Origin of the sequence: Pseudomonas sp. JBR1 (genome assembly GCF_028198185.1) — a bacterium.
GTDB classification, from domain to species: domain Bacteria; phylum Pseudomonadota; class Gammaproteobacteria; order Pseudomonadales; family Pseudomonadaceae; genus Chryseomonas; species Chryseomonas oryzihabitans_E.
In genome coordinates, this window is record NZ_CP116340.1 from 2,015,274 (window position 1) to 2,028,647 (window position 13,374).

The following is a 13,374-nucleotide window of genomic DNA, read 5'->3' on the forward strand; positions in this document are numbered from 1 at the left end:
CCGCTCAGCGGATAGTGGCCCCTGGCCATTAAAGTAGTCAGCCTGTCGGCCGATAGGCTGACGCCACCCGACCTCCCACTTGCAGCCCTCCTCAGCACCCCCTCCGAGAACCAGATGGACGATGAAAACCGTTACGAGCTGCACGTCAGGCGAGTGCTGCGCACGCCTCTGCTGGTGCTGCAGCCGTTGATGCTGGTGATGTGGCCGCTGAGCCTGTTGAGCAATCCCCTGATCGGCAGCCCATACAAGCCACGCTATTTCGCGGTGATGTTGCTGCTACTGGGCGTCAGCGCCCTGCTCAGCGTGGTGCGCAGCGCTCGGTTGATGAGTCTGGCCTTCACCGGCAACATCTGGGTGCTCGCCTTCGCCTTTCGGATCCAGATCAACGATGCGGGTGACGCGGGTCTCTACTGGAATCTGCCCGTCGCCCTGGTCTTCGGCCTGGGTACCTGTGGCCTGACCTATCGCCTCTCCCACTACCTGCTCACCCTGCTGGGCACGCTATTCATCCTCTTCGTCGGCCAGGACCAACTGGTGCCAGCCGCCATGCCCGGTCCTCTGGTCGGGTTGCTGCTGGCGGTGGCCCTGGCCATCGGCATTGCCTACAACCATGCCAGCAGCCAGGGAATGCGCCGGACCTTCAGCCTCAAGGAGCGCTATCGCCTGCTGGCGGAAACGGACGAGCTGACCAGGATCGCCAATCGGCGCAAGCTCCTGCAGGAGGTGGATGCCGCCCTTGCCGCGAGCCAAGACGCACCCGGCCATTTCGTCATGCTGGACATCGACAATTTCAAAGAGATCAACGACAGATACGGCCACCAGATCGGGGATGAGGTCCTGGTGACCATGGCGCGCGCGATAGAGCGACTCGACCCAGCCGTACAGGGCGGGCGCCTGGGCGGCGAGGAATTCGGCCTCCTGATCACTGGGCTGGATGACGATCAGGTGCAAGGCCTGCTGGACGATCTGCGAATCCAGCTGGCCGAGGCCAAGCCCCAGGGCATCACCTTCAGCGCCGGGGTAATGAGCCTGCAGCCGACCACGTCGCTAGGCGATCTGTTGCGCCAGGCGGACGAAGGCCTCTATCGGGCCAAGCGACAGGGCAAGGATCAGGCAGTCTGGGCTGCCTGAGGCGCCCTACTCCAGCTTTTCCACCTTCACCGCCGTGGTGCCATCCTCGACCATATCCACTCGCCGGGCAGCGGCACGCGAGAGGTCGATGATGCGTCCACGGATATAGGGCCCACGGTCGTTGATGCGTACGACGACGGCGCGATCGTTTTCCAGGTTGGTCACCTTGACCCGGGTGCCAAGCGGCAGGGTCTTGTGGGCGGCAACCAGTTCGTTGTTGTTGAAGGTCTCGCCACTGGCGGTTTCCTTGCCATGGAATTTGCGCGCATAGAAGGAGGCCTTGCCGCGCTGTTCGAAGCTGGCTTCCTTCTTGATCGGCGCGGCGACGGTCTTGGCATCCTTTTCCTGGCAGGCCGTGCAGGCGAGCAACAGGAGCAATACAAGAAATCTGGGACGGCTGAACACGTTTCACCTTCCTCTTCTTCTTCGTTTTGGGGAAAGCAACGCACTGGGAATGGGTTCAGCTATCTGAGAACCAAACAGCCACCCAAGGGTTCGCCACCGATGGCCATAGGCCGCCATATCTGTGACGAGCCCCTCAAGACTAGGCTAGGGCGTCGGTAGCACGTACCTGAGGATGGCGACGAAGTGCAGCGCGCTGCCGGCCATGACGAAGCCATGCCAGATGCCGTGCCAGTGACGAAAGCGATCATCGAAGACGAAGAACAGGATGCCGACGGTATAGAGCACGCCGCCGGCTGCCAGCCAGGCGAAGCCTTCGCCGCCCAGGCGATCCAGCAGCGGCCCCACTGCCACCAGCACGATCCAGCCCATGACGGCGTAGATCACCAGCGACAGGATGCGCGCTTCCGAGCGGGGCTTGAGCTCCTGCGCCATCCCGAACAGGGCCAGGCCCCAGACGATGCCGAACAGCGTCCAGCCCCAGGGCCCGCGCAAGGTCACCAGGCAGAACGGCGTGTAGCTGCCGGCGATGAGCAGGTAGATCGACAGGTGATCGAGCTTTTGCAACAGGCGTTTCGCCCGCCCCTTCACGCTGTGGTAGAGGGTCGAAATGCTGTAGAGGATCACCAGCGCGACCCCATAGATGGCCACGCTGACGATGCGCCAGGGATCGCCTTGCAGGCTGGCCAGCACCACCAGGGTAATGGCCCCGACCAGCGCCAGCAGCGCACCGACCAGGTGGGTCCAGGCATTGAGACGTTCGCCGTGATACATGCGTCCTCCAGGTCAGGGTCGCACCGTGACTCAGGCTCAGCCTGAGCCCTCGCGACGGGCGGTGAGGCGCTCATAACGGTCGAGCAGTGGCTGGATGGAAACCCCATGTACCGCGATGCTCAGGGCTACCACCGACAGCGTCAGGTCGACGATGGTCCCGGCCCAGTCGGCCGTGACATGATGCGTGAGCGCGTAGCACAGATAATACAGGCTACCGATTCCACGAATGCCGAACCAGCCGATCAGCGCCCCCTGATGCCGCTCGATGCGGGTAAAGGGCAGCATGGTCGCTACCCCCAGCGGCCGGATCACGGCGAACAGCAAGACACCCAGCAGCAGGGCGCGGCTGTCCCAGTGGGTGATGAGCACCACGCCGAGCAGGGTGACCAGCAGCACTTCGAAGGAGCGCTCCACCAGGCTGCCAAAGGCGAGCATGTCGCCCATCATCACGCCGGCCGCCATCTTGGGCTCTTCGAGATCGTCCGCCTTGGCCACCGTGGCGTGCTCCGGTGCGCCGGTGAGATGCCCGATCACCGGCTGCGCCAGTTGTTCGGAAGGGATTTCCGCATTGCCGGAGGTCTGCACCTCGGCCTGGCGCAGGCCCAGCCCGGCGGCGAACACCGCGAGAAAACCGTAGCCGCCGATCTCGTCGGCCAGCACATAGGACAGGGCGATCAGCGCCAGGGCGAGGAAGTCGTTGGGCGAAATGGTGCTGTCACCGTGCCGGGTACGCAGGTAGATCATCAACCGGCCCACGCCCTTGCCCATGGTGTAGCCCAGCAACAGGCCCGCCGGTACCGCCCAGAGCACGCTTTTCAGGAACCACTCCAGGGTCCAGCCCCACTGGGGCTCGCCATGTTGCAACAGCAGCAGACCGAGCAGCACGAAGGGAAAGGCCGTGCCGTCGTTGAGGCCGGCCTCACCGGAAAGGCCGAAGCGCACCCGGTCGAAATCCTGGGCGTGGTTGACCTGTACCAGGCCGGCCAGCACCGGATCGGTAGGCGCGAGGATGGCACCGATCAGCAGGGCCACGCCCCAGGGCAGGCCGAGCAGATAGTGAGCGACCAGGCAGACCCCGGCGATGCTGAGGACCATCACCGGCCCGGCCAGGAGGTAGGCACCGTGCCAGGAGGAGCGACGGAACGACAGCCGCAGCTTGAGGCCGCTGACGAACAGCGAGAAGAGCACCGCCACCTCGGTGAGGTGGCCGATCCAGTTCGCCGACTGCTGGAAGTCGACCTCGGCCAGGCCCAGGCCGATGGGACTGATGAGCATGCCAAAGGCCAGGCAGACCACCGAAGTGGTCACCGGCAGCCAACGGAGATAAGCGGAGGTCAGGGCCAGGATCATCAATAGCGATCCCAATACCCCAACCCAGACGAGAAAAGTCATGTGGGTAGCGTGATCCAGAACAGGAGAGGAAGAGCCAGTGGCGGGCGCCACCTTCCTGATGGAGACTGCGCCAAGGCCGTCACAGTGCCGCCTATCTGCCGAATGGCGTGCCCTGCAGTGACCCCAAGGCCCTGACCGGGGTCCCATGCCTTACAGTCCCTCCACGGAAAGCCTCTTCCCGCATGAGCGATCACCGCCTCCGCAAGCAACGCCGTCTCGACCGCCTGCAGCTATTCCTCGACTGGGCCAGCCGCACCCACGCGACCTTCACTGCCAAGCAGCAGCACCAGGAACTCTGGTTCAAGCCGTATGCGGGCTATCCCCTGCCGCACCTGGGACGCATCGCCAAGGCCTTCTGGCTGGGTCTGGACGAAGCTGCCGCGGTAGCGGCCGGCAGCACGCCCGATCCCGATACCTTGCTGGGCCAGGCCCTGCTCAGTGCCGGCAAGACCTTTGGCTATCCGGTGGATGTCTTCGGCAGCGAAAAACTCTTCACGGGCGGCGCGGCGAGCGAGTTGCTCGAACCTCACTGGGCGCTGCAGTTGGTGGAAAGCGATTCCGCGACCACCTTCGAGGCCGCGGTACGGCAACGCCTGGGTGCGAGCGTGCGCGAGCGGCTTGGCGTGATGGCAGCGCCCTTCGCCGAGATGGCCGAGGAAGATCGCCAGCGTGTGCTGGAGCGGGTGCCCCAGGCCCTGATCCGCCTGGACGACTTCCTGCCGCGCGCGGTGGAGGTGCTCAACGAGACGCGCCACGAACTGAGGTTCAACGTGGTGCTGACCCACGAGGACATCCGTCTGGAGATCCCCCGGCGCCTGGCGGCCAATCAGGGGCGCCTGCTCGGCGACGCCGATGTCGCCGCGCTCAAGGCGGAGGCCGAGCGGGAACTGCGCGAGCGCTTCGCCGTGCTGGTGAGCGAAGCCGATGCCCTGGACTTCGATCTGCACCAGCTCGGCACGCCGCGCCTGCAGGAACTGATGCGCCTGGAGGCCGACAAGTTGCGTCGGGCCCTGCGCCATGCCGTGGCGCAGCAGCGCGAGAAGATGGCCTTCGCCGTACTGCTGGAAAACAACCCGCGCTTCGGCCAGTACCACCAGAACTATCCGGCCCGGCGCCTGACCCGTACCTGGACCGCCCTGCTCGGCCCCACCAACAGCGGTAAGACCCACAGGTCCATCGAGGCCATGGCGGCGGTGACCCACGCCATCTACCTGTCACCCCTGCGGCTGATGGCCCTGGAGAACCAGGAGCGCCTGGAATCCCTCGGCGTGCCCTGCTCCCTGGTGACTGGTGAGGAAGAGATCATTCGTCCGGGCGCCACCCACTTCTGCTGCACCGTCGAGGAATTCGCCCGCTTCCGGCGCCAGCAATGGGAGGTGGTGGTGGTCGACGAGGTGCAGATGCTGGCCGATCCGCAACGCGGCTGGGCCTGGGTCGATGCCCTGGTCAGTGCCCATACCAAGCGCCTGCTGATGACCGGTCCGGCGCTGATCGAACCTTCGCTGCGCACCCTCTGCGAGCTGTGCGAGGACCGCCTGGAGATCAAGCCCACCAAGCGCCTGTCGCCGGTCACGGTGGCGCGCCATGCCACCGCCCTGGAGCGCCTGGAACCCGGGTCGCTGCTGGTGGCCTTCAGCCGGCGGGCGGTGCTGGAACTCAAGGGCCTGCTGGAGATGGCCGGCCGCCGGGTCTCGGTGGTCTATGGCGCCCTCTCCCCGGAGGTGCGCCGCGAACAGGCGCGGCGCTTCCGCGAAGGCGAGACCGAGATCATGGTCGCCACCGATGCGGTGGGCATGGGCCTCAACCTACCCGCCCATACCCTGTGCTTCTACACCGACGAGAAATTCGACGGGGTGCAGAATCGCCCGCTGCGGGTGCAGGAGGTCAAGCAGATCGGCGGTCGCGCCGGACGTTTTGGCCATCATGCCGAGGGCGAGATCACCGCGCTGGAACCCCATGTGCTGCGCAACATCAAGCGGCTGTTCCACAGCCCGGACGATCCGGTGGACCTGCATCAGTTCCAGGTGCGGCCGAGCCTGGAGCACCTGCGCGCCCTGTCCGACTTCATGGAGGAGCCCAGCCTGCTGCGCACCTGGCTGACCTTCAACCGCAACATCAACTACGGCGATGCCTTCGTCTCGGTGCTACCCGATGAGCTGGCCGAGTGGATCAAGCTGATCGACCTGCCCGGCATCGATTTCCAGCTACGCTGGATCTTCGCCTGCACACCGATCCGCGGCGGTCTGGAGGGCCCGGCCAGTGGCCAGGCCCAGCGCTGGCTGCGCATGGTCGCCCGCGGCGAGCCGGTGGATTTGCCGCGCATTCCCATGGGTACCGATCTCGCCGGACTGGAAAGCGCCCTGCACGTGGTGGAGACCTATCTGCACCTGGCGCGCAGCCTGCCTGAACTGTTTCCCGCACTGGAACGCGGCCAGGATCATCGCGACCTGCTCAACGACGCCATCACCCGCGAGCTGTCGCGCCGCCGCCGGCCGCGTGGCCAGGAGAAAGGCCAGGGCAAGGGTGGCAGGCGCCAGGGGCGTGGCGAACGCCGAGGTGGACGCTTCGGGCGCTAGGCCGCCGGCGTCCGCGCCTTGAAGCTCCAGGTAAAGAAGAACTCGGCCACCTGCTCGCCGCTTTCATCGGTGCCGACGCTACGCAACTGGACGGCCTGCGGCTCGCCTGTCTCCCGTGCCTGGGCCAGGGCCGCGGCGATGACCGCACCCTGGTCGCAGCGAAAAACGATGGTGCCCACCGCCTTCTTGGTGAAGCTGGCGCTCATCGCCACCACCAGCATGGCGAAGCCCTGGCCAGAGCGGCGGATATGCAGGTCGGCGAGCAAGCCGGTGGAAAATTCCGCGGCCATGCCTTCCACCGCCCAGAACATGCTCTTGAAGGGATTCTGGTTCAGCCAGCCATGGGTGACCTGCATCTGGCAGCCGGTGGCGTCCAGCTGACGCAGGCGCAAGCCGGCGATCTTGGCGATGGGTATCTTGGTCCAGGCGAAGAGATTGAACAGCAGTCGATTCATGGCAGGCGCATCCGGCAGCCTGGCTGAAGCGCCAGGTGCCCCGCAGCTTAGCGCGTCACCTCGGGTCGCTCCATCGCGGGCGGGCACGGCCCGGCAGACAGTTCGCGACTCGCTAGTCGCGCGGTCCGGGGCGCCTCGAAACAGCCGAGGCGCCCTGGCCCATCACAGCGGATTGGCGTTGAGCTGCTCGGCATAGCGACGGGTCATGAACACCGCGAACAGCAGGCCAGCCACCGCCAGGCTGCCGCCCACCAGGCCGATATAGGGCATGCCGACCTGCGAACCCACCACGCTACCCAGCAGGGCGCCCCCGCCGATACCGACGTTGTAGATGCCGGAGAACAGCGCCATGGCCACGTCGGTGGCGTCCTTGGCCAGGGCCAGTACCTTGGATTGCAGCGCCAGGCCGAAACTCATGATGGCGACACCCCAGATCACGCTCAGCCCCTCCAGCATGAAGTCCTTCCAGGCGAAGGGCAGCAGCAACAGCAGCGACAGGGCGATACCGCCGATGGCGATGATCAGGAAACCATTGGGGAATCTCAGGCTGTAGCGACTGAACAGCAGCGAGCCAATCACCCCGGAGCCACCAAACAGCAGCAGCAAGGCGGTGATCTGCATGCCGCCCATCCCCGCCACTTCCACGGCAAAGGGCTCGATGTAGCTGTAGCCGGTGAAGTGGGCGGTCACCACCAGCACCGTGAGCAGGTAGATGCACAGCAGCGCCGGCCGCTTGAACAACACCGGCAGGCTGGCCAGGGAGCCGGAGTTCTCGCTGGGCAGCAACGGCAGGTTGCGCGCCAGCCAGAGCACCGTGCCCACCGCTAGGGCGGCGATGGCGACGAAGGTGTAGCGCCAACCCAGCAGCTCACCCAACACCCGGCCCAGCGGGATGCCCAGCACCATGGCCAGACAGGTGCCGGTGGCCAGCAGGCCGAGGGCCTGGGTCTGCTTGCCGGCCGGTGCGATGCGCACGGCGAGCGAGGCGGTGATCGACCAGAACACCGCATGGGCGAAGGCAATGCCGATGCGACTGGCCACCAGCACCTCGAAGCTCCAGGCCACACCGGAGAGGCCATGGCAGAGGATGAACACCGCGAAGACGAACATCAGCAGACGCCGGCGCTCGATGGCGCGGGTGGCGAGCATCATCGGCAGCGACATCAGAGCGACCACCCAAGCATAGATGGTCAGCATCAGCCCGACCTGAGACGGGCGCATGTCGAAGCTGCGACCGATGTCGCTGAGCAGCGCCACCGGCACGAATTCCGTGGTGTTGAAGATGAAGGCGGCCAGGGCCAGGGCGATGACACCGGACCAGCTGGATTTCCGGGCTTCGGCGGTAGCATCCATGGAAGGTCTTCTACTCCAGAGCGAAAGGGTGGACCGTGACTCCCGGTCAGGGAGCCGACGACAGAAACCCACAAGCAAAGGCATTGCCCGCCAGCGACGATGGGGTCGCGAGCGAGAAGTCTGCTGTAGGGAAGATTGGAATTGGATGTAGTAAAAATTCTACGCTGTCGTTTCGGACCACCACAACCGTCCGCAGTTGCGCGCAGGTCAGGCCGTAGCGCCAGGCAGCGGCTTCAACTCCCTGAGCGGCGGCGTTTTTGCTGCCGTGGCGCCGCACGCAACCGACCTGGCGGTGCGACAAAACATCGCGAAACCTTTTCCTGCGACGGGGCTCCCAGCGAGACAGGTCCGGCGATTGACCTTGCCCCAGGGGCAAGCTCTAGCCTCGGCAACGTCAGCCAGTTCAGGAGCCCTCCCCATGCGTATTGCCCTTCCCACCACCCTGCTCGCCCTCACCCTCCTGGCCAGTGGTTTCGCCAGTGCCGCCCAGGACGACCACCAGGCCCACCAGGACATGCAGAAGAGCATGGAAGCCATGCATCAGGGCATGGAAGAAGGCCTCAAGGCCAAGGATCCGGACCTGGCCTTCGCCAAGGGCATGCTGGCCCACCACGAAGGCGCCGTCGACATGGCCCGCTACCAGCTCCAGCATGGCAAGGACCCGGAGATGCGCACGCTGGCCGAAAACATCATTCAGGCCCAGCAAACGGAAATTGATCAGCTCAATCGCTGGATCAAGGCCCACGGCAAGTAATGGTGCACCGCGTGCGGGACTGGCACAGTGAAAGGCCAGTCCTGTCGCGGAGACTCCCATGCTGATCGATCACCTGGATCATCTAGTCCTGACCACGGTGGACCTCGCCGCCTGCGAGGATTTCTATACCCGGGTGCTGGGCATGCGCCTGGAGGTATTCGGTACGGGGCGCAAGGCCCTGCGCTATGGCAACCAGAAGATCAATCTGCACGAGCGGGGCCATGAATTCGAACCCAAGGCGCACCTGCCGGTGCCGGGTGCGCTCGACCTCTGCTTTATCGCCCGCCAGCCGCTGGACGCCGTGATCGCCCACCTCCAGCGCGAAGGCTGGCCGATCCTGGAAGGCCCGGTAGCACGAACCGGCGCGACCGGACCGATCCGCTCGGTCTATGTGCGCGATCCCGATCTCAACCTCATCGAGATCGCCGAATACCAGACCTAGCGCGGCCGGCCGAACACCTGGGTCCAGTAGAGGCTGTGGGTGCTGCGCGGATTCAGGGCGTAGGCCGCGCCCATCTCAGTGAACTCCGGATTCATCAGATTGGCGCAGTGCCCCGGGCTGGCCAACCAGCCCTGCATGGCCTGGGTGACCGAACCCGCGCCAGCGGCGATGTTCTCGCCGATACGGGTCCAGCCATAGCCCTGCTTGGCCACCCGCTCGGCCACGGTGCCGCCGCCGGGCGCCGTGTGGGAAAAGTAGTCGCGGCCGGCCATGTCCTGGCTGTGGGCCAGGGCAGCGTTGGCCAAGGCCGGATTCCAGCGTAGCGGCGTGGTGGCGGCGAAGCGCCGGGTGCCGCAGGTGCGGGCCTGGGCACGGGCGCGATTGACCTCGGCCAGGACGGCCTTGCCAGCTGCCTGCCAGTCGCCCAATCCGGCGCTCACCACCGGACGCGCCAGCACCAGCTGCCAGCGTGGCCCCTGCTGACTGACACCGATCTGGGCATAGTCGCTGCTGGCGAGCGGCCGGCAATACTGCTGGCGCAGCCCGGCCATGGCCGCCTGAGCCGTGGGCGCGCCCGCCAGCATGATCACCTGCACCGCGGACGCCTGGTAACCCGCGGCGCGCAGATCGCTCTGCAGGCGATCCCGTCCGGTCAGCCGTACGGCGGCCAGGCGATTGTCGGCGGCAAGGGGCGCGGCCGCGCGCATGCCAGCGCAGCCCTGGGGCGCAGCGCGATAGGCGTTGATCAGGCTGACCAGCCGTGCCTCCTCGGGCGTCGCCGCCAGCGCGGCATCGGTCAGCAGGCTCGTGGTCAGCAGCAGGGAAAAGGCAAGAAAGCGAGGCATGCGCGGGCCGATCCGAAAAGAGGGAAGCGCTATTTACCCGCCCTGAACCCGAGGCGCAACCCAAACGGCCCGTCAGCCGAGGAACGGATGGCAGTTTGCTTGCAAAGGTGATTGGAGTAGGCTCGCCCGCTCATTCAACAGGAGTCTCTCCCATGGCCAAAGCCTCTGCCCGCCACATCCTGGTTTCCAGCGAAGACAAGTGCAACGAACTCAAAGCCGCCATCGAAGGGGGCGCCGACTTCGCCCAGGTGGCCAAGGACAACTCCAGCTGCCCCTCCAGCCGTCAGGGCGGCGACCTGGGCACCTTCCGCCCGGGCCAGATGGTCAAGGAATTCGACACCGTGGTGTTCAGCGCGCCGCTGAACCAGGTCCAGGGTCCGGTAAAGACCCAGTTCGGCTATCACCTGGTGGAAGTCACCAGCCGCGAGGATTGATCTCGCCAGCGCTCTCGTTCGTAGCGAGAGCGCCATCCCTGCGTTTCCTGCCTGACCGACTATCCTGCAGAGCTACCATCTCGCGAGGATAGCCCCATGCCCCTTTCGCTCTCCCGTCATGGCCAGTGCCTGTGTGGCGCGGTCCAGTTCGACTGCCGTATCGCTACCCCCGAGGTCTCGGCCTGCCATTGCCGTACCTGTCGCCGTTGGGGCGGCGGTCCGCTGCTGGCGGTGGAATGCGCCGAGCCGCCCCTGATCAGCGGTGGCGACGCCCTGGCCGTCCATGCCTCGTCCGACTGGGCAGAGCGCGGCTTTTGCCGCCACTGTGGCACCCACCTGTTCTACCGCCTCAAGGCCGAGCCACACTACGCCATTCCGGTGGGCCTGCTCGACGGCGAGGACTGGTTGCTGGACAGCGAGATCTTCATCGAGGAACAGCCGGCCTGGTACTGCTTCGCCCATTCGCGCCGCCGGCTGACCGGCGCCGAGGCCCTCGCCGAGCACGATCGGTAGCGCAAGCCTAGCGCTACCGCCACCTGGCGGCGTCAACTGCGACCACTGGTCGCCTCGACCGGGGCTCCTTGAAGGCGCCCGGCACGTCCCTTAGCGCGCCAAGGCTTGTGCCAGAGCCTCGGCTTCGTCGCCACCTCCGCCGCAGCGCAGCCGCACGCCTGCGGCCTGGGCGCACACCCCTATCAAGCCACCGCCAAAGGCGCCGATGCCTCTGTGAGCTCCTTTCCCAGTCTGCCCACAAGAGGAACAATCATGGGGTTTCTACAACGCTTAGGCGCCCGCACGAGCAGCAGCGGCGTGTTCAGCCTGACCTGCGCCGCACGTGAACTGAGCGACCGCCTTGGCGGCGTCGCCCTCAAGCCCACCTTCATCACCGGCTTCGTCTCGCCGCACCTGGACCTGGACGCCATCGCCCGGCAGCTGGTGGCCCGCTATCCCGAAGCCTCCATCAGCCTGTGTACCACCTCCGGCGAACTCTGCGGCAGCGAACAGCGGCTGTACTGCGCCGCCGATGGCGCCTGGGACCGGCTGGTGCTGCAATTCTTCGACGCCTCGGTGATCGCCTCGGCCGAGGTCGTGCACGTTCCGCTGGACAGCGAGGACATCCGCCGTGGCGGACCGCGGCGCAGCATGAAGGAGCGCCTCGCCCGCCTGACCGAATCGCTCAAGCGCCTGCAGGTACGCACGCCCATCGATCACCGCGATACCCTGGCCTTCGTGCTGTTCGACGGCCTGTCCGCCTCGGAATCCTTTTTCATGGAGGCGCTGTACGAGTCCGGCCGTTTCCCCTGCCTGTTCGTCGGCGGCTCCGCCGGCGGCAAGGGCGATTTTCGCCAGACGCTGTTGCACGACGGTCGCAAGGCCTATGAAAACCACGCCCAGCTGGTCTTTCTGAAAATGGCCAAGAACGCCCGCTTCGGGGTGTTCAAGAGCCAGAATTTCAGCGCCACCCCGCTCAGCCTCAACGTTCTCACCGCGTCCCTGGAAGAGCGCTACATCAGCCAGGTGATCGACAGTCGCGGCCAGATCAAGAGCATGGTGGCCGCCCTCTGCGAGGCCCTGAGCTGCCGCGCGGACCAGCTGGAGCAGCGCCTGGCGGACTACTCCTTCGCCATCCGCGTCGGCGAGGAGCTGTTCGTCCGCTCCATCGCCCGCATCGACTACGAGCGCGAACGCATCCACCTGTTCTGCGACGTGGCGCCCGGTGAAGAGCTGGTGATGGTCAAGCGCACCTCCCTGGTGGACACCACCCGCCAGGACTTCGCGCGCTTCCTGCAGGGCAAGAGCGGCACCCCGCTGGTGGGGGTACTCAACGATTGCATCCTGCGCCGCGCCAACAATGGCGCCGAGTTGCCGCGCATGGGCGAGGTGTTCGGCCAGACGCCGGTGGTGGGCTTTTCCACCTTTGGCGAGATCCTCGGCCTGAACCTCAACCAGACCCTCACCGCGGTGTTCTTTTTCCGCACGCCCGAAGGCGCGCCCTTCCGCGACGACTACGTCGACAACTTCGCCGCCCACTATGGCGAATTCAAGGCCTTCTTCCTGCGTCGACAGATCAAGAAGCTGGCGGGCCTGAGCCAGGTGGTGGTCAACCAGATCGACGAATTCAAGCGGCAGAACTTCACCGGTATCGTGGATGCCCAAGGCCTCGACGACTCCATTCAGGCCGTATTCGGCGGCCTCGCCGATCTGGGCCAGGTCCTGCGCCAGGCGCACCAGAGCCGCCAGGAGATCGGCGAACAGTTGCGGCACTACTCCGGCGAGCTGCACAGCAGCATGGACGACCTGACGGGCAACATCCTGCAGCAGGGCGAAGTTACCCGGCAGGCCGACAGCACCGTGCAGAACCTCACCGACCAGGCCGAGGACGTGGTCCGCAGCGCCAACGAGCTGAGCCAGTCGAGCCTGCGCATCCAGTCCATCGTCCAGGTGATCCAGCAGATCGCCGGCCAGACCAACCTGCTGGCGCTCAACGCGGCCATCGAGGCGGCGCGCGCCGGCGAGAGCGGCCGGGGCTTCGCGGTGGTGGCCGACGAGGTGCGCAACCTCGCGGCCATCACCCACAAGAACGCGGCCGAGATCGGAGCCGACATCGACCAGCTGTCCCGCGCCATCAGCGAGGTCGGCGCCCATATCGCCGGCCAGGCCAAGGACGTGGGCTCGCTGCAGGATCTGCTCGCCGCCCTGCGCGAGTCCGGCCGCCTCACCGCACAGACCTCCCACCGCACCAAGGACATCGCCGACACCCTGACCGGCCTCACCGCCGCCACGGCACCTTGAGCCCAAGGGACTTACCGTTCGTC

At 66.0% G+C, this 13,374-nt stretch carries 13 protein-coding genes; 7 read left to right on the forward strand and 6 right to left on the reverse strand.

Annotation, left to right across the window (positions count from 1 at the left end):
• Nucleotides 1-114 precede the first annotated feature (114 nt).
• A complete protein-coding gene (locus PJ259_RS09360; protein ID WP_271655563.1) occupies nucleotides 115-1,131 on the forward strand; it encodes a GGDEF domain-containing protein in 1,017 nt (338 codons plus the stop codon).
• 6 nt (nucleotides 1,132-1,137) lie between these two features.
• Here the strand turns inward: PJ259_RS09360 and PJ259_RS09365 are convergent, their stop codons facing one another.
• The 3 genes from PJ259_RS09365 to PJ259_RS09375 all read right to left on the reverse strand — a co-directional run bounded on the left by PJ259_RS09365 (nucleotide 1,138) and on the right by PJ259_RS09375 (nucleotide 3,699).
• Nucleotides 1,138-1,536, reverse strand: a complete 399-nt coding sequence (locus PJ259_RS09365) for a septal ring lytic transglycosylase RlpA family protein (protein WP_059315668.1) — start codon at nucleotides 1,534-1,536, stop codon at nucleotides 1,138-1,140.
• Between the two features lie 144 nt (nucleotides 1,537-1,680).
• The gene (trhA, locus tag PJ259_RS09370) at nucleotides 1,681-2,307 is read right to left on the reverse strand and encodes a PAQR family membrane homeostasis protein TrhA (RefSeq protein WP_271655564.1); all 627 of its coding nucleotides are present in this window, start codon (nucleotides 2,305-2,307) and stop codon (nucleotides 1,681-1,683) included.
• Nucleotides 2,308-2,343: 36 nt separating this feature from the next.
• Complete coding sequence (locus tag PJ259_RS09375) at nucleotides 2,344-3,699, reverse strand: cation:proton antiporter (protein ID WP_271655565.1); 1,356 nt, start codon at nucleotides 3,697-3,699, stop codon at nucleotides 2,344-2,346.
• Nucleotides 3,700-3,881: 182 nt separating this feature from the next.
• On the opposite strand from PJ259_RS09375, the gene PJ259_RS09380 reads away from it, so the two are divergent.
• A complete protein-coding gene (locus PJ259_RS09380; protein WP_271655566.1) occupies nucleotides 3,882-6,275 on the forward strand; it encodes a DEAD/DEAH box helicase in 2,394 nt (797 codons plus the stop codon).
• Here PJ259_RS09380 and PJ259_RS09385 read toward each other — a convergent pair.
• Nucleotides 6,272-6,730 carry a DUF4442 domain-containing protein gene (locus PJ259_RS09385; RefSeq protein WP_271655567.1) on the reverse strand — a complete coding sequence of 153 codons (459 nt, stop codon included), beginning with the start codon at nucleotides 6,728-6,730 and terminating at the stop codon, nucleotides 6,272-6,274. The two genes, PJ259_RS09380 and PJ259_RS09385, sit on opposite strands and share 4 nt — an antisense overlap.
• A 162-nt stretch (nucleotides 6,731-6,892) precedes the next feature.
• Nucleotides 6,893-8,083, reverse strand: a complete 1,191-nt coding sequence (locus PJ259_RS09390) for a sugar transporter (protein WP_271655568.1) — start codon at nucleotides 8,081-8,083, stop codon at nucleotides 6,893-6,895.
• A gap of 418 nt (nucleotides 8,084-8,501) precedes the next feature.
• Between PJ259_RS09390 and copM the strand changes: the two genes are divergently transcribed.
• Together copM and PJ259_RS09400 are read left to right on the forward strand one after the other, a co-directional pair.
• Nucleotides 8,502-8,837 (forward strand): CopM family metallochaperone, encoded by a 336-nt coding sequence (gene copM, locus PJ259_RS09395; RefSeq protein ID WP_059315674.1) that lies wholly within the window; start codon nucleotides 8,502-8,504, stop codon nucleotides 8,835-8,837.
• A gap of 61 nt (nucleotides 8,838-8,898) precedes the next feature.
• Complete coding sequence (locus tag PJ259_RS09400; RefSeq protein ID WP_174523169.1) at nucleotides 8,899-9,279, forward strand: VOC family protein; 381 nt, start codon at nucleotides 8,899-8,901, stop codon at nucleotides 9,277-9,279.
• On the opposite strand, the gene PJ259_RS09405 is transcribed toward PJ259_RS09400, so the two are convergent.
• Nucleotides 9,276-10,124 carry a CAP domain-containing protein gene (locus tag PJ259_RS09405; protein WP_271655569.1) on the reverse strand — a complete coding sequence of 283 codons (849 nt, stop codon included), beginning with the start codon at nucleotides 10,122-10,124 and terminating at the stop codon, nucleotides 9,276-9,278. The two genes, PJ259_RS09400 and PJ259_RS09405, sit on opposite strands and share 4 nt — an antisense overlap.
• Nucleotides 10,125-10,276: 152 nt before the next feature.
• Here PJ259_RS09405 and PJ259_RS09410 point away from each other — a divergent pair, with 152 nt between their 5' ends.
• The 3 genes from PJ259_RS09410 to PJ259_RS09420 all read left to right on the forward strand — a co-directional run bounded on the left by PJ259_RS09410 (nucleotide 10,277) and on the right by PJ259_RS09420 (nucleotide 13,351).
• Nucleotides 10,277-10,558 (forward strand): peptidylprolyl isomerase, encoded by a 282-nt coding sequence (locus tag PJ259_RS09410; RefSeq protein WP_059315677.1) that lies wholly within the window; start codon nucleotides 10,277-10,279, stop codon nucleotides 10,556-10,558.
• A gap of 96 nt (nucleotides 10,559-10,654) precedes the next feature.
• Nucleotides 10,655-11,071 (forward strand): GFA family protein, encoded by a 417-nt coding sequence (locus PJ259_RS09415; RefSeq protein WP_271655570.1) that lies wholly within the window; start codon nucleotides 10,655-10,657, stop codon nucleotides 11,069-11,071.
• Between the two features lie 252 nt (nucleotides 11,072-11,323).
• Nucleotides 11,324-13,351 carry a methyl-accepting chemotaxis protein gene (locus tag PJ259_RS09420; RefSeq protein WP_271655571.1) on the forward strand — a complete coding sequence of 676 codons (2,028 nt, stop codon included), beginning with the start codon at nucleotides 11,324-11,326 and terminating at the stop codon, nucleotides 13,349-13,351.
• The last annotated feature ends 23 nt before the right edge of the window (nucleotides 13,352-13,374 follow it).

Excerpts from the sequence above, each read along its gene's own strand:
- PJ259_RS09360 (WP_271655563.1), top strand. The coding sequence starts at position 115 with ATGGACGATGAAAACCGTTACGAGCTGCACGTCAGGCGAGTGCTGCGC.
- PJ259_RS09405 (WP_271655569.1), bottom strand. The coding sequence starts at position 10,124 with ATGCCTCGCTTTCTTGCCTTTTCCCTGCTGCTGACCACGAGCCTGCTG.
- PJ259_RS09390 (WP_271655568.1), bottom strand. The coding sequence starts at position 8,083 with ATGGATGCTACCGCCGAAGCCCGGAAATCCAGCTGGTCCGGTGTCATC.
- PJ259_RS09380 (WP_271655566.1), top strand. The coding sequence starts at position 3,882 with ATGAGCGATCACCGCCTCCGCAAGCAACGCCGTCTCGACCGCCTGCAG.
- PJ259_RS09385 (WP_271655567.1), bottom strand. The coding sequence starts at position 6,730 with ATGAATCGACTGCTGTTCAATCTCTTCGCCTGGACCAAGATACCCATC.
- trhA (WP_271655564.1), bottom strand. The coding sequence starts at position 2,307 with ATGTATCACGGCGAACGTCTCAATGCCTGGACCCACCTGGTCGGTGCG.
- PJ259_RS09410 (WP_059315677.1), top strand. The coding sequence starts at position 10,277 with ATGGCCAAAGCCTCTGCCCGCCACATCCTGGTTTCCAGCGAAGACAAG.
- copM (WP_059315674.1), top strand. The coding sequence starts at position 8,502 with ATGCGTATTGCCCTTCCCACCACCCTGCTCGCCCTCACCCTCCTGGCC.
- PJ259_RS09375 (WP_271655565.1), bottom strand. The coding sequence starts at position 3,699 with ATGACTTTTCTCGTCTGGGTTGGGGTATTGGGATCGCTATTGATGATC.
- PJ259_RS09415 (WP_271655570.1), top strand. The coding sequence starts at position 10,655 with ATGCCCCTTTCGCTCTCCCGTCATGGCCAGTGCCTGTGTGGCGCGGTC.
- PJ259_RS09420 (WP_271655571.1), top strand. The coding sequence starts at position 11,324 with ATGGGGTTTCTACAACGCTTAGGCGCCCGCACGAGCAGCAGCGGCGTG.